Source organism: Alkalisalibacterium limincola, assembly GCF_008017755.1.
Lineage (GTDB): Bacteria > Pseudomonadota > Gammaproteobacteria > Xanthomonadales > Xanthomonadaceae > Alkalisalibacterium > Alkalisalibacterium limincola.
Genome location: NZ_VRTS01000006.1, coordinates 88,626 through 104,574 on the forward strand (window position 1 = coordinate 88,626; position 15,949 = coordinate 104,574).

The 15,949-nt window shown below is 68.8% G+C and carries 9 protein-coding genes and 2 pseudogenes; 10 read left to right on the top strand and 1 reads right to left on the bottom strand.

From position 1 onward, the window contains the following. Positions 1-54 precede the first annotated feature (54 nt). The 8 genes and pseudogenes from FU658_RS09605 to FU658_RS09640 all read left to right on the top strand — a co-directional run bounded on the left by FU658_RS09605 (position 55) and on the right by FU658_RS09640 (position 12,957). Complete coding sequence (locus FU658_RS09605) at positions 55-1,272, top strand: DUF418 domain-containing protein (RefSeq protein WP_147891884.1); 1,218 nt, start codon at positions 55-57, stop codon at positions 1,270-1,272. A 66-nt stretch (positions 1,273-1,338) separates the two neighbouring features. Beyond that, on the top strand, positions 1,339-1,920 hold the full coding sequence (locus FU658_RS09610) for a GNAT family N-acetyltransferase (RefSeq protein ID WP_255505524.1): 582 nt from the start codon (positions 1,339-1,341) through the stop codon (positions 1,918-1,920). Next, positions 1,917-4,666: pseudogene (locus FU658_RS09615) on the top strand (bifunctional acetate--CoA ligase family protein/GNAT family N-acetyltransferase). The gene FU658_RS09610 and the pseudogene FU658_RS09615 overlap by 4 nt, the downstream one beginning before the upstream one ends. Positions 4,667-4,847: 181 nt before the next feature. After that, a complete protein-coding gene (locus FU658_RS09620) occupies positions 4,848-5,705 on the top strand; it encodes an alpha/beta hydrolase (RefSeq protein WP_187266039.1) in 858 nt (285 codons plus the stop codon). A 111-nt stretch (positions 5,706-5,816) separates the two neighbouring features. Continuing rightward, the gene (mfd, locus tag FU658_RS09625) at positions 5,817-9,299 is read left to right on the top strand and encodes a transcription-repair coupling factor (RefSeq protein ID WP_147891887.1); all 3,483 of its coding nucleotides are present in this window, start codon (positions 5,817-5,819) and stop codon (positions 9,297-9,299) included. A gap of 688 nt (positions 9,300-9,987) precedes the next feature. Then, positions 9,988-11,334 (top strand): annotated as a pseudogene (locus FU658_RS16065) (diguanylate cyclase domain-containing protein); the annotation flags it as partial. 107 nt (positions 11,335-11,441) lie between these two features. Further along, positions 11,442-12,353: a putative bifunctional diguanylate cyclase/phosphodiesterase gene (locus tag FU658_RS09635; protein WP_425477604.1), complete on the top strand. Its 912-nt coding sequence runs from the start codon at positions 11,442-11,444 to the stop codon at positions 12,351-12,353. A 238-nt stretch (positions 12,354-12,591) separates the two neighbouring features. Then, positions 12,592-12,957, top strand: coding sequence for a hypothetical protein (locus tag FU658_RS09640; RefSeq protein WP_147891890.1), 366 nt, complete (start codon positions 12,592-12,594; stop codon positions 12,955-12,957). A gap of 52 nt (positions 12,958-13,009) precedes the next feature. Here the strand turns inward: FU658_RS09640 and FU658_RS09645 are convergent, their stop codons facing one another. Next, a complete protein-coding gene (locus FU658_RS09645) occupies positions 13,010-13,573 on the bottom strand; it encodes an NADPH-dependent FMN reductase (protein WP_147891891.1) in 564 nt (187 codons plus the stop codon). A gap of 84 nt (positions 13,574-13,657) precedes the next feature. Between FU658_RS09645 and FU658_RS09650 the strand changes: the two genes are divergently transcribed. Together FU658_RS09650 and FU658_RS09655 are read left to right on the top strand one after the other, a co-directional pair. Next, on the top strand, positions 13,658-14,128 hold the full coding sequence (locus FU658_RS09650; protein WP_147891892.1) for a YehS family protein: 471 nt from the start codon (positions 13,658-13,660) through the stop codon (positions 14,126-14,128). Positions 14,129-14,304: 176 nt separating this feature from the next. Beyond that, complete coding sequence (locus tag FU658_RS09655) at positions 14,305-15,939, top strand: TldD/PmbA family protein (protein WP_147891893.1); 1,635 nt, start codon at positions 14,305-14,307, stop codon at positions 15,937-15,939. The last annotated feature ends 10 nt before the right edge of the window (positions 15,940-15,949 follow it).

Below are 15,949 nucleotides of genomic sequence, written 5' to 3' on the forward strand. Positions count from 1 at the left end.
TTGCGCCGGGCAAGGTTCCATACTGCGGCCTGGCCACTCCAACCGGGCAGCCCGATGACTGCGTTCCAACCCAACCTGCAGCAGCGCCTGGCCCATCTGGACGTACTTCGCGGGTTCGCCCTGCTTGGCATCCTGCTGGTGAACTTCCAATGGTTCACCCGGCCCATCCAGGCCATCGTGCTGGGCGCCGAACCCGGCCTCGCCGGAGCGGACCTCGCCGTCGACCTCGGGGTCAAGGCGCTCGCCGAAGGCAAGTTCTACGCCCTGTTCTCGATGCTGTTCGGTGCCGGCTTCGCGCTGATGGCCGCTCGCGCCAGCCAGGCGGAGGCTCCCTTCTGGGGCGTGTACCTTCGGCGTCTGCTGGTGCTCGCCGGATTCGGCCTGCTGCATGTCGCGCTGGTCTGGTCGGGCGACATCCTGCTGGTGTACGCGGTGGTCGGCTTCGTCATGGTCTCGGCGTTCCGCAACACGCCAGTACAACGACTGTGGAAGTGGGCGCTGCCCTTCATCTTCCTGCCCACCCTGCTGATGGGCGTGGGCACGCTGTTCCTCGGCCTGGCCCAGAGCGACCCTGAGTTCGCCGCCGGCTTCGCGGCCGAGATCGCCCGGCAGGAGGCATCCGATGCCGCCAACATCGCGTCCGCCGCCGACATCTACGCCTCGGGCAGCTTCGGCGAGGTGGTGGGCCAGCGTTTCCGCGACATCGGCTTCATGTTCGCCCATGCGCTGTTCTGGATGCCGCCGGTGCTGGGCTACTTCCTGCTGGGCCGATGGCTACTGCTCTCCGGGCGCCTGCAGGCGCCGCACGCGCACGCCCCATGGCTTCGCCGATGGCGCCTGCTCGGCCTGGCCAGCGGCATCCCCGTATCGATTGCCGCTGCGTGGTTGATGCACGGGTTGGTCATCTCGATTCCCTCCCCGGACCTGTTCCTCGCACAGCTCCTGTTCGTCACCGGTGCCGCGCTGCTGGCCATCGGATACCTGTGCACGGTCGTGCTGGCAGCACGGCCACTGGCCTGGCTGGCCCCGGTGGGACGCATGGCGCTGAGCAACTACCTGTTGCAGTCGCTGTTCTGGACCGCAGTGTTCTACGGCTATGGCCTGGGGCTGTGGGGACAGGTTCCGCGGGCCGTGCAGCCACTTTGCGTGGTGCTGTTCTTCGCCGTCCAGGTGGTGCTGAGCCACTGGTGGCTGCAACGGTTCCGTTTCGGACCGGCGGAGTGGCTGTGGCGTGTGCTCAGCTACGGCCGGCTGCAGCCCTTCCGGCGCTGACCCGCTTTTGGAGCCAAGCCTCCAAAGGCCTGTGGCAGGATGCCGTGGTGGGCTGGAGGAGGCGTGGTGAAGCGCAGCAAGCTCGATCAACCGTGGCATGAACAGATCGTCCTGGACGACGGGCGCGTGCTGCATGTGCGCCCGATCCACCCACGCGACGCGGAGCCACTGCGCGCCGGATTCAACCTGCTCAGCCCCGAGGAGGTCCGCCAGCGCTTCCTGCACACGGTCAAGGAACTCACCGCGGCCAGCGCACATCGCCTGACCCACATCGACCCACGTCGCGAGTTCGCGATCGTCGCCGCCGAGCCGCTGCCGCCCGGCGAGGCTGTTGTCGGCGCCGTGGCGCGCGCAGCAATCGACGCGGACGGTCGCCACGCCGATTTCGGCATCGTCGTCTCCAGGCCGCTCGCCGGCCAGGGCCTGGGCACGCTGCTGCTCAAGCGGGTCATCCAGTGGTGCCGCCTCAAGCGCCTGGATTCGATCTACGGCGACGTGTTCGAGGACAACCTCAACATGCTCGGCGTCGCCCGACGCCTGGGCTTCGTGCGCGAGCCGCACCCGGACGGCTACGGCATCACCCGCATCCGCCTGCCCCTCAAGCCAGTCGCTGTCCGACAGCCCGCGGCCACGGGAAGAACGGCATGACACGCGGTGATCGTCGTGGCCTCGACGCGCTCTTCGATCCCCGCAGCATCGCCGTGCTCGGTGGCAGCCCGAAGCCGCGCAGCCTCGGTCGCGTCATCGCGGCCAACCTGCGCTCAGGGGGGTTCGAGGGGGAAGTCCACGTCGTCACGTCGCGCCATGGCGAGCTGGACGGGCATGCCACGAGCCCCGACCTTGCAGCGCTCCCCACGGTACCCGACCTGGTCATCGTGACGGTTCCGCCCGACGCGGTTCCCGACGTGATCGAACAGGCCGCGCGCGCGGGCGTGGGCGCCGCGGTGGTGATCACCGCCGGCCTTGGCCAGGGCGAAGGCTCGCTTCGCGAACAGGCCGCCAACGCGGCGCGGCGCCATGGCCTGCGGCTGGTGGGGCCGAACTGCCTCGGCATCCTGGTTCCCCCCAAGGGCATCAACGCCAGCTTTGCCGCAAGCAACGCCCTGCCCGGTGACCTGGCCTTGCTGGCGCAGTCCGGAGCGATCATCACCACGGTGGTGGAGTGGGCCAACCAGCGCGGCATCGGCTTCTCCGGCATCGTCTCCCTGGGCGACATGGCGGATGTCGAAATCGGCGAACTGCTCGACCACTACGCGACCGATCCCGGGACGCGCGCCATCCTGGTCTATGCCGAATCGATCACCGATCCCAAGCGCTTCATGTCCGCCGCGCGCGCTGCCGCCCGCGCCAAACCGGTGATCATGGTCAAGGCCGGCCGCCACGAAGCCGGCGCGAAGGCAGCCGCCTCGCATACCGGAGCGTTGGCGGGAAGCGATGCGGTGTTCGACGCGGCGCTCCGGCGCGCCGGCATCCTGCGCGTGTCCGACCTGGAGGAACTGTTCGCGGCGGCGAACACCCTGGCGCGCCTGAAGCCGTTCAAGGGCCAGCGCCTGGCCATCCTCACCAATGGCGGTGGCGTCGGCATCCTGGCGATCGACCGGCTGGTGGACCTCGGGGGCGTCCCAGCGAGTCTGTCCGAGGCGACATGCGCGAGGCTGGATGCGGTGCTTCCTGCGACCTGGTCGCGGGCCAATCCGATCGACATCATCGGCGACGCAGATGGCGAGCGCTACGTCGCCGCGCTCGACGTGCTGCTGGACGCGCGCGAATGCGACGGCGTGCTGGTGCTGCACGTGCCCACCGCCCTGACCGCACCGGTAGAGGTGGCCGAGGCAGTGGCGTCGCATGTGCGCCTGCGCCGCCGCGACATCGCAGAGAAGCCGGTCCTGGCCTGCTGGCTGTCGCATGAAGCGCAGGCGCGCGTGCACTTCGACAGCGCGGGCATCCCCGCCTACCGCACCCTGACCGGTGCGTCCGCGGGTTCAGCCATCTGGTCCGCCACACCGAGGCCCAGGCGCAGCTGATGCTCGCCCCGCCCTCGATGCCCGACGAACCGCACCCCGATACCACGTCAGCCCGCGCCACCGTGCGCTCGGCGCTGGCCGAGGGCCGGGCGTGGCTGGAACCGGTCGAACTCAGCGCGCTGCTGGGAGCCTGGGGCATCCCGACCCCGCCGCTGGCAATGGCCGCCGATCCCCGTGCGGCGGCGGATGCTGCCCGGGACATCCTGCAGGACCACGACGCCGTCGCACTGAAGATCCAGTCGCAGGACCTCCCGCACAAGTCGGACGTGGGTGGCGTCGCGCTGGACCTCGACAGCCCCGGGGCCGTGCTGGCGGAGGCCAGCGCGATGCTCGAACGCATCGCCACGAAGGCACCCGAGGCGCGCATCGACGGCTTCCTGGTGCAGGCGATGGTCCGGCGCCGGCACGCGCGGGAGCTGATCGCCGGCATCGCCGAGGACGACGTGTTCGGGCCTGTCATCGTGTTCGGTGCGGGCGGCATCACCGTGGAGGTGGACCCGGACTCGGCGCTCGAGCTGCCTCCGCTGCACCTGGGGCTGGCCAGGGAACTGGTTTCCCGCACCCGCGTGGCCCGACGGCTGGCGGCGTTCCGCAACGTCCCCGCCGCCGACATCGATGCCGTGGCGAGGGTGCTGGTGCGGCTTTCGCAGCTGGCCGCCGACCTGCCGGAGATCCGCGAACTCGACCTCAACCCGCTGTTGGCCGATGCCGACGGCGTCATCGCGGTGGACGCGAGGGCGCGGATCTCCGCCTGCGGGGATTGCAGCGGCCTGCCCCACGGGGAGGCCAACCCGCGCTTCTCGATCCGCCCCTATCCGACGTCGATGGAAGGCGACCTGGCCTTGCGCGACGGGACGCGGATGCGGGTCCGGCCGGTCAGGCCCGACGACGAGCAGCGCCTGGAGGCGTTCTTCGCCGCCGTGGACGCCGAGGATTTGCGGCAGCGCTTCTTCAGCCCGCTGCGCCGCGTCAGCCGAGGCTTCATCGCCCGCCTCACCCAGGTCGACTACGCACGCAACATCGTGCTGGTCGCGCTCGATGGACACGATGCGGTTTCCGGCATCGCCCAGATCCATGCCGATCCGGAGGGGCGCGAGGGCGAGTACGCGATCCTGCTGCGCTCCGCGCTCAAGGGTCGTGGCCTGGGCTGGGCCTTGATGCGCTGCCTGCTCAAGCAGGCCTCCCGCGCCGGCCTCGAGCGCATTACCGGTGAAGTCCTGCGGGAAAACCCGTCGATGCTGGCGATGTGCCGGGAACTGGGTTTCAGCGTGCAGCCCGATGCGGAAGACCCGCTGCTGCTGCACGTGGGGCTGGACGTGGCGGACGTCGATCTCGATGCATTGCCCGCCCACCGCGAGGCTCGGGAATGAAGCGGGCCGTCGTCGCCGCCGTCGCCACGGTCGCTGCGCTCCTCGCGATCGGGCTGCTGGCCTGGACGCTGTCGCCGTGGCCGAAGTCGCTGCTGATACGGGCGGCGTTCGAGGCCGAGGCCTCCCGAACCGCGGCGGCCTGTGGGCCCACGTCCCGGAAGGCATCGACGCCAGGCACGACATGGCCTACGACCCCGACGACCCGGATGCACTGCTGGACCTGTACAGACCCGCCGGCACACCGGTCGAGCAAGCGCTGCCGGTGGTGGTGTGGATCCACGGCGGCGCCTTCATCTCCGGCAGGCGGGCAGACGTTGCACCGTATTTGAAGATCCTGGCCGCCGAGGGATTCGCGACCGTCGCAGTCGGCTACAGCCTGGCGCCCGGGACGCGCTATCCCAGGCCACTGGCCCAGGTGAACACCGCGCTGGGCTGGCTCCAAGACAATGCCGCCACGCTCGGCCTGGACACCTCCCGCGTCGTGCTGGCCGGCGATTCCGCTGGCGCGCAACTGGCCGCGCAGATCGCGTTGCTGGCAACCGACCCGGCCTACGCCCGACAGGTCGGCATCGAGCCGCTCATCGACGCCTCCCGCATCCGCGCAACCGTGCTGGCCTGTGGCGCGCTGGATCTCTCACTGGTCGACCCGGACGCAAGCGACGCCGGTGCAGCCTTCATGCGCACGGTCACCTGGGCCTACTCGGGTCGCCGCGACTTCCGTACCGACCCCGCGTTCGGACTCATGTCGGTGGCCGAGCACGCCGGCACGGGATTTCCACCGACCTTCATCACCGCCGGCAATGCCGACCCGCTCCTGCCGCACTCGCGGTCGATGGAGAGGCGCCTTCGGTCGTTCGATGTCGAGGTCGAGACGCTTTTCTTTCCGGACGACCATCAGCCTCCCTTGCCGCATGAGTATCAGTTCAACCTCGACACCGATGCCGGCCGCCTCGCCCTGGAACGAATCGTCGACTTCATCCAGCGGCATACCGCTGGCATCGACCCCGACGGGCCGTCCCGCCCCTCGGCCCCGCACTAACCCCGCAAGGGGGGGGGGGCCGGACCGGTCGCGCGGAATCCACCGGGATCGCGCCCGGGACCGGGACCGGAACGGTGGCGATGCGCCTGGCGCGCTAAACTACGCGGCTTCATGAAGACCCCCAAGCTCCCGACCCCGCCGCTGCCCGCCCCAAGCCAGCAGCGTGCCTACTGGCCCCAGCCCGCCTCGATCAGTGCCCAGGCACTGGCATTGGTGAATGCCGCGCGCGCCCACGATGGCCTGGTGCTGGCGATCACCCGCGACACCCACTCGGCGCACACGCTGGAGGCCGATCTGCGGGTGTTCGCCGGGGAGCTGCCGGTGCTGCACTTCCCGGACTGGGAAACACTGCCCTACGACCTGTTCAGTCCGCATGCGGAGATCGTCTCGCAGCGCATCGCGGCGCTCTACCGGCTGCCGTCCACCCGCAATGGCGTACTGGTGGTGCCTGTGTCGACGCTGATGCAGCGCCTGCCGCCCACCCGCTACATCGCCGGGAACGCGCTGGTGGTGCGCCAGGGGCAGCAGATGGACATGGATGCGGAAAAGCGCCGGCTCGAAGCCGCCGGTTACCGCAACGTGGCGCAGGTCATGGATCCTGGCGACTTCGCCGTGCGCGGCGCGCTGCTCGACATCTTCCCGATGGGCACGAGCACGCCCTACCGGATCGAGTTGTTCGACAACGACGTCGAGTCGATCCGCAGCTTCGACCCGGACACGCAGCGCTCGCAGGACACCGTGCCGGCGGTCGACCTGTTGCCTGCGCGCGAGGTGCCGCTCGACGACGCCACGACCCGGCGCGTGCGCGACCTGCTGCTGGACCGCTTCGAAATCGACCCGCGGCGCTGCCCGATCTACCAGGACCTGCGCGAGGGCACCACGCCGGCCGGCGTGGAGTACTACCTGCCGCTGTTCTTCAGCAACGAGGCCGGCGAACCGGACACGGCGACGCTGTTCGACTACCTCGGCGAGCACGCCCTGGCCGTCGTCGACGAGGGTGCATTCGAAGCCGCCGAGGCGTTCTGGGCGCAGACCGGGGAACGCTACGAGCAGCGCCGCCATGACCTCGAACGGCCGGTGCTGGCGCCGGAAGAGCTGTTCCTCGGCCCGCAGGCCCTTCGCGAGCGGCTCAACGCGGTCCCGCGCATCGAAGTGTGCGGCCCGGAGCATCCCAAGCGCACGCAGGCCAAAGCGCTGGGCGACCAGCCCGCCCCCGCCGTGCCGCTGACGCAGAAGGGCGACACGCCCGCCGCCGCCCTCAAGTCGTTCCTGGGCAGCTACCCCGGTCGCGTGCTGCTGGCGGCGGATTCCCCCGGGCGCCGTGAAGCGTTGATCGAACTTCTGGGCGCGGACGACATCAAGCCCGACACGGTCGATGACTGGCATGCGTTCCTGGGCGACGAAACGCGGCGCTGGGCGATCACCGTGGCGCCGCTGGAAAACGGGTTCGCCCTGACCGATCCGGCGCTCTGCCTGCTGACCGAGCGCCAGCTGTATCCGGAGCGGGCCGGGCGCGGTGGTGGCCGCCGGCGTGCAGGGCGCGACCCGGACTCGATCATCCGCGACCTCAGCGAGATCTCCGAAGGCGCACCGATCGTCCACGAGGACCACGGCGTCGGTCGCTACCGCGGCCTGGTGACCCTGGAGGCCGGTGGCCAGGCCTCGGAATTCCTCGAGATCGAGTACGCCAAGGGCGACAAGCTGTACGTGCCGGTGGCGCAGCTGCACCTGGTCAGCCGCTATTCCGGCACTTCGCCCGAACACGCGCCGCTGCACTCGATGGGTGGCGAGGCCTGGGAGAAGGCCAAGCGACGTGCCGCCGAGAAGGTACGCGACGTCGCCGCGGAGCTGCTGGAGATCCAGGCCCGCCGCCAGGCGCGCGTGGGCCTGGCCCTGCCGCTGGACCGGGCCATGTACGAGCCGTTCGCGGCGGCGTTCCCGTTCGAGGAAACGCCCGACCAGCTGCAGGCGATCGATGCGGTGGTGCGCGACCTTGGCCGCGCGCAGCCGATGGACCGGGTGGTGTGCGGCGACGTCGGCTTCGGCAAGACCGAAGTCGCGGTACGCGCGGCCTTCGTCTCGGCCGTGGCCGGCAAGCAGGTCGCAGTGCTGGTGCCGACCACGCTGCTCGCGCAGCAGCACTACCAGAACTTCCGCGACCGCTTCGCCGACTGGCCGATCCGGGTCGAAGTGCTCAGCCGCTTCAAGTCGACCAAGGAGATCAAGGCGGCGCTGGAGCAGTTGGCCCAGGGCAAGATCGACGTCATCGTCGGCACGCATCGGCTGCTGCAGCCCGACGTGAAGTTCCCCGACCTGGGCCTGGTCATCGTCGACGAGGAGCAGCGCTTCGGCGTGCGCCAGAAGGAACGCCTGAAGGCGCTGCGCGCCGAGGTGCACCTGCTGACCCTGACCGCCACGCCGATCCCTCGCACGCTGAACATGTCGATGGCCGGGCTGCGCGACCTGAGCCTGATCGCCACGCCGCCGGCACACCGGCTGGCGGTCAAGACCTTCATCACCCCCTGGGACGGGCCGCAGCTGCAGGAGGCATTCCAGCGCGAGCTCTCGCGCGGAGGGCAGATCTACTTCCTGCACAACGAGGTCGACACGATCGAGCGCATGCAGCGCGACCTCGAGGCGCTGGTGCCGGAGGCGCGCATCCGCATCGCGCATGGCCAGATGCCCGAGCGCGAGCTGGAGCAGGCGATGCTGGACTTCCAGCGCCAGCGCTTCAATGTCCTGCTGTGCACGACGATCATCGAATCGGGCATCGACATCCCCAACGCGAACACGATCATCATCAACCGGGCCGACCGCTTCGGCCTGGCCCAGCTGCACCAGCTGCGCGGGCGCGTCGGTCGCAGCCACCATCGGGCCTATGCCTACCTGGTGGTGCCGGACCGCAAGCTGATGACCGGCGATGCCGGCAAGCGCCTCGACGCGCTGGCCTCCCTGGAGGAGCTCGGCGCCGGCTTCACGCTGGCCACGCACGACCTGGAAATCCGCGGCGCCGGCGAACTGCTGGGCGAGGAGCAGAGCGGCCAGATCACCGAAATCGGCTTCAGCCTGTACACCGAGCTGCTGGACCGCGCGGTGCGTTCGCTGAAGTCGGGCAAGCTGCCAGGCATCGATGCCGCCGACCTGACCGCGCACCACGGTGCGGAGGTCGAGCTGCACAGCCCGGCGCTGATTCCCCACGACTACCTGCCCGACGTCCACACGCGCCTGACGCTGTACAAGCGCATCGCCTCAGCGCGCGACAACGAGGAGCTGCGCGAACTGCAGGTCGAAATGATCGACCGCTTCGGCCTGTTGCCCGATGCGACGAAGCAATTGTTCGCGGTCGCCGAGCTCAAGCTCGATGCCACTGCATTGGGCATCCGCAAGCTGGACCTGGGGGAGCGCGGCGGCCGCCTGGTGTTCGAGGCCGACCCCAGGGTCGACCCGATGACGGTGATCAAGCTGATCCAGGGCCAGCCGCGCCACTACCAGATGGATGGCCCGCAGAAGCTGCGATTGAAGCTGGAGCTGCCCGATGGCAAGAGCCGGCTCGGCGCGGCCCGCGGACTGCTCGCCGCACTGAGGACCGCCTGATTCGAGGCCTCGGCCAAGGGGCAATGGCAGCCCGGCGCGACGCACGTCCCAGTAACGGCCCGTGGTGGGGACCCGCCCTCTGGACCTCGCTTCGACCGTGAAGCACGATGGCACTTCCACGGCGCCCGAGCCCCTCTGGAACGAGATGCCACCTCGAAGCGATCCAAAGCGCGACGTGCAAGCCATCGGTGCGGGACACCGCAGCCTCAGCGGTGATGCGCTGATCCGGGCCCGGACCCCGGAAACGGTCGCTTCGCACGTCCTGGACGCACTTTGCGCGACACAGGGTGCCGCCTGGGTCGCCTGGTCGAATCAATGGCCTGATGGCATCGCCCACCTGCCCCGGCACGCATCGATCCCGACCCGTGCCCTGGCGGAGGAGGTAGAACGCGTGCGCTGTGGCGAGCCCCCCGGTCCAGGCTGGCATGTGCTGCACGACGACGGGGTCTCGGAGGTCGCCGTGCTGCATTGCCCGGGAATCCCGGACTGCGGGATTGGCGAGGAACTCGAACTGGCCGGACTGCAGATGGGCGACATGCTGTCCATGCAGCGGCTCCGGGGCACGGTCCGTCAGCTGGAGCAGTCCGAACTGCTGCAGCGTTCGCTCTATGCGATCGCCGACATGGCCAGCTCCGACCTCGACATGCCCGAGATGTTGCGCGGCCTGCACCGGATCGTTTCCGACCTGATGTATGCGGAGAACTTCTACATCACCCTGTACGACCGGTCCCGGGACATGCTGGAGTTCCCCTACTTCGTCGACACCGTCGACCAGGACAAGCTTCCGCCGGGCGCGGAGATGCCCCTGTCCGCGCTCCACCGCGGCCTGACCTGGTACCTGATCCACGACGCCACGCCGCTGATGGGCAGCCTGGATGAGATCCGGGGCCAGGTGTCAGGGGAACTGTCGTTGCGGGGCGCCAACTGCACCGCCTGGCTCGGCGTGCCGATGCTTCGCGATGGCGAGGTCGTCGGCGCCCTGGCGGTGCAGAGCTATCTCGACGGCGCCGAGTACACCGTCCCGGAACGCAACCTGCTGTCCTTCGTGGCCGAACACGTGCTCACGGCCCTGGAACGCAAACAGGGCCAAGAGGAGCTGGAGCGCCGGGTAAGCGAGCGCACTGCCCAGTTGGCCGACGCCAATCTCGAGTTGCGCGCCGAGGTCGAGGAACGCGAGCGCGGCGAGCACCTGCAGAGGGTGCTGTACCGGATTGCGGCCCTCGCAGGCGTGGAAGCGTCGCACCAGCGCTTCTACGAGCTGGTGCACCAATCGGTGGACACCCTGATCAATGCCCGGAATTTCTTCATTGCCTTGCTCTCCGATGACGGTGAGGAAGTGTCGTTTCCCTATGCCAGCGACGACCGGGAGGATGAGTGGGACACGCGGCGTCGTGGTCGCGGCCTGACCGAGTTCGTGCTGCGTACGGGTGCGCCGCAGCGCGTCGACCAGGCCCGGTCCATTACGTTGCAGGCCGAGCACGAGATCGAGGCGGACATGGTGGGCGTGCCGACCCAGGTCTGGCTGGGTGTACCGCTGGTCGAGGCCGGTCGCGCCATCGGCGTCGTGGCGGTCCAGGACTACGACTCGTCCGACAGCTACAGCGATCGCGACATCGAGCTGTTGACCTTCGTCGCGCAGCAGATCGCCAGCAGCCTGCAGCGGCGCAGGGCCGCCGAGCAGTTGCAGCGGGCCAACAGCGAACTGGAGATGCGCGTTCGCGAGCGCACGGCGGAGTTGCGCGAGCAGATCCTGGAGCGTGAGCGCATCGAGGCCAGCCTGAAGCACCAGGTGATGCACGACCCGTTGACCGACCTGCCCAACCGGGGCTACCTGCGCGACCACATCGAGCGGGCGATCTCGCTGAAACGACGTGACCCGGAACAGGGCTTCGCACTGCTCTACGTCGACATCGACCGCTTCAAGGTGATCAATGACAGCCTCGGCCACCTCGCCGGCGATGAAGTGCTCAGGGAAATGGCGCGCCGCATGTCGAGGTGCGTACGCGAGCCGGACCTTGTCGCCAGGCTGTCGGGCGATGAATTCGCGATGCTCATCTGCGATGGCCACATGCCGGAAACCGCGAGCAAGGTCGCCAGCGCCTGCTGGGCCTGCTCGAGCGACCGGTGGATGCCGGAGGCCGGGTGTTGCAGCTTTCAGCCAGCGTCGGCATCTCGGTCATCGACGGGCGCTACGCCAACGCCGACCAGGTCCTGCACGATGCGGACCTCGCGCTGTACCGCGCCAAGGAAGCAGGAAGGAACCGCTTCGAACTGTTCGATGAAGTCATGCACCGCAACGCGATGGATGTGCTGGACCTCGAACAGGGCATGCGCGATGCGCTGGGGCGCGATGAGTTCGAGCCCTGGTTCCAGCCCCTGGTGCGCCTTTCCGATGGCGCGATCCAGGGCTATGAAGCGCTGTTGCGCTGGAACCACCCGGAACGGGGCATGCTGGCACCGGGCGCGTTCCTCGGCGTGGCCGAGGACAGCGGCCTGATCGAAGCCATCGACTGGCGGATGTTCGAACGTGCCCTCGAGGCCGGAAAGGCCCTGGCCGGGCGGTCACGCTACATCACCCTGAATGCCTCCCCGCGCCTGTTCCACCGGGGCGATTTCGACCAGCGCCTGCTCGCCCTGGCCGCCAGGCTCGAGTTCGACCCCTGCCTGCTGCGCATCGAAGTCACCGAAGGATCCCTGCTTCGCGATCCCGAGGCCATGGTCGGAATCCTGCAGCGACTCGCCGACGCCGGCGTGGAGGCCGCACTCGATGACTTCGGCACGGGCTATTCGTCCCTGGGACACGTGCATCGCTTTCCACTTCGGATGATCAAGATCGATCGCAGCTTCGTGATTCCCTTCGCCGAGGGCGCCGCACCGCGGCGCAGCTCCGCCCTGATCGAGGCGATCCTGGCGCTGGGCCGGGCGCTCGACGTGGAAATCATGGCCGAGGGCATCGAAACGCCTGCGCAATGCGGGGCGCTGCAGTCCATGGGGTGCGTATTCGGACAGGGGTACCTGTTCGGCCGACCTGCCCCGGCAAAGGACTGGATCTAGGTTCCCGGAAGCCCGCTTCGCCGGTGGCGCAAGCCCCCGCAGCGCCCTTGCAACCTGCACGGCCGCCCACTGCGATCGCGCATGTCGCCCGATCGTCTCGCGCGCCTGCCCGCGTCCCGGAGCCGGCGACCCAGGCGCAGCAACACTTTCCCAAGCCCATTCGAGCTTCCCCGGCATGGCACCAATCTTGCGTAGCAGCTCCGGACTGGATCGCCCGACGAAGCCGAAGGAGCACGAAGTGAGAACCCCAGCCCCGTGGAAGACGATGTTCGCCATCCTCGCACTGGCAGCGTGCCTGACGGCCCTCCCCGCCCAGGCAAAGATCGAGCCCGTGAGGATCGGCCACGTCGGCACGGTGGACATCGCCGCGCAATCCACGCCACGTCCGGCGGAGCAGGCCCCCGGCCCCGAGCGCGACGATGCGGTGCTGGGCAGGGGCGAGTCGGGCCTCAGCTGGGTGGTGGGGATCGTGGTGCTGCTGGGCGCGATCGCCGCCGCCGCATGGTGGTGGCCGAAGTTCCAGCGTTCCCGGCGAGACGGCAAACCACCGATCACCCCCTCACGCGGACCCGCTCAGAGCGACCGCGAACCGGGCGGTCACTGAGGGCGCCCGGGCGCCTCGTCCTGCCCCTCGACAGCTCGCTGGCCGATACCGGTCATGACTCGGACCGACGCGTGGCGAACCCGTGGAAGCCCTCGATGAACGCCTTGAGCTGTTCGCGCACGCGCTCGTCGGAAAGCCGACCCGCCTCGTCGAAGATCCCGCCGGCGCGGGAGACCATCAGCCGGCCGCCGGCCCAGTGCCTGACGCCCAACGTGCGCAGCACCGGCAGCCAGGCCGCCTGCGCCATGGTCGTTCCGAAGCCGCCCGGGGAAGCACCGATGACCGCGAAGGGCCGATCGCCGAACACCTCGGCGATTCCGGACGCCGGTCGCGACAACCAGTCGATCGCATTCTTGAACACGCCCGGGATGCCGTTGTTGTACTCCGGCGTCACCAGGACGACCCCGCTGGCCTCGCGCATGGCGGACTTGAGCCGATCGACCGCTTCGGGAATGCCCTGGGCCTGTTCGAGGTCCCCGTCGTACAGCGGAACCCCGTGCAAGGTCTCGACCCTGAGCTCGATGTCCGCAGCCACCAGCTCACGGGCATTGCGGGCCAGTGCGGTATTCAACGAGTCCTTGCGCAGGCTTCCCGAGATCGCAAGCAAAGCACCCATTCGACACCTCCATTCGACACGAGGGATGGGCCAAGCGTACTCAGATTCCGGGGTTATAGTTCCCCCTTCGACCCGGGACCCCCAATGATCAACAACGACGTTCTGCGCAGCATCCGCTACATGCTCGACCTCAGCGATGCCCGGGTGGTCGAGATCGCCCAGTTGGCCGACCCCGCCTTCACGCTCGACAAGGACGATGTCCAGGCCTTCCTCAAAAAGGACGGGGAGCCGGGATATGCCGAGTGCAGCGATGCCGTGCTCGCCCACTTCCTCGACGGGCTGGTGGTGCACCTGCGGGGCCGCGACCCGAACGTACCCGTGCGCGCGGTGGAGAAGCGGGTGACCAACAACATCGTGCTCAAGAAGCTGCGCGTCGCGTTCGAGCTCAAGGACGTGGACATGCACGAGGTCTTCGACGCAGCCGGCTTCCCGGTGTCCAAGCCGGAGCTCACGGCGCTGTTCCGCCACCCCTCGCACAAGAACTACCGCGCCTGCGGCGACCAGATGCTGCGCAATTTCCTCAAGGGGCTGACGCTGCGCGTGCGCGGCCCCTGAGCCCCGCCCAGCCGCGTGGCCAAGAGCTGGACCCGCGAATCACCCACCCCTGCCATAAGCTCAGTTGACCCACCCCGGTCCGGGGGCGAGGATCGGGAGTGATCCGCCGATGGGACGCCGCGCGTGCCATCCCCTGCCTACCTAGTCCGCGCCCCCTGGTGCGGTGGAGAACTCTTGTGGACAGACGCGACTTCCTGACCTTTACCGGGCTCGGCCTGGGTGGGCTGATGATCCCGACCCTGTGGGGCCGGGCCATCGCCGCCGAGGAACTGCTGCACGTCCTCGACCCGGCGCTCAAGCGTCGCCTGGCCGACGCTGCACTCGCCGCGGCGCGCGAGGCCGGTGCCAGCTATTGCGACGTTCGCATCGGTCGCTACCTGCGCCAGTTCGTCGTGACGCGCGAGGCCAACGTGCAGAACGTCGTGAACACCGAATCCACCGGCATCGGCATCCGCACGCTGGTCAATGGCACCTGGGGCTTCGCGGCGACGCGTTCTCTGGACACCGACGCGGTCGCTGCCGCGGCACGGCAGGCCGCGGCCATCGCCGAGGCGAACTCCAAGGCGCAGACCACGCGCGTGCGCATGGCACCCAACCGTGGTGTCGGCGAGGTCAACTGGCGCACGCCGATCCGCAAGAACGCGATGGAAGTCCCGGTCAAGGAGAAGGTGGACATGCTGCTGGAGGTCAACGCCGCAGCGATGGGTGCCGGCGCCAGCTTCGTGAACTCCACGCTGTTCCTGGTCAACGAACAGAAGTACTTCGCCTCCAGCGAGGGCAGCTACATCGACCAGGACGTGCACCGCATCTGGGCGCCGCTGTCCGTGACCGCGATCGACAAGGACTCGGGCAAGTTCCGCACCCGTGCCGGCCTGTCCTCGCCGATGGGCATGGGCTTCGAATACCTCGACGGCGAGCCGGGCGGCCGCGTCGAGCTGCCCGAGGGCGTCGTGTGCTACACCGATTCCTACGACATGCGCGCCGATGCCGTCGCCGCCGCGCGCCACGCGCAGGAAAAGCTCAAGGCGCCGTCGGTCGACCCCGGCCGCTACGACCTCGTGCTCGACCCCTCGCACACCTGGCTGACGATCCACGAGTCGGTGGGCCACCCGCTGGAACTCGATCGCGTGCTGGGCTACGAGGCGAACTTCGCCGGCACCAGCTTCGCCACGCTCGAGAAGCGCAACGAGCGCTTCCAGTACGGCGCCGACATCGTCAACCTGTTCGCCGACAAGACCCAGCCCAAGAGCCTGGCCGCGGTCGAGTACGACGACGAGGGCATCAAGACCAAGCGCTGGGACCTGATCCGCGACGGCAAGCTGGTCAACTTCATGGCCACGCGCGACGAGGTCCACATCCTCGGCGAGGAGGAGTCGCACGGCTGCAGCTATGCCGACTCCTGGTCGAGCGTGCAGTTCATGCGCATGCCCAACGTGTCCCTGGAACCCGGCAAGGAGCGCCTGACCCCGGCCGAGATGATCGCCGGCGTCGAGAACGGCATCTGGATCGTCGGCAACGGCTCGTTCTCGATCGACCAGCAGCGCTACAACGCGCAGTTCGGTGGCCAGCTGTTCTACGAGATCAAGGAAGGCAAAGTGACCCGCATGCTGGAGGACGTCGCCTACCAGATGCGCACGCCGGACTTCTGGAACGCCTGTTCGGCGATCTGCGATGAGCGCGACTACCGCCTGGATGGTTCGTTCTTCGACGGCAAGGGCCAGCCCAGCCAGGTCTCGGCCGTCTCGCACGGTTCCGCCACTGCCCGCTTCGACGGGCAGAACGTCATCAACACCGCCCGCAGCATCGGTTGAGGAGAGAACT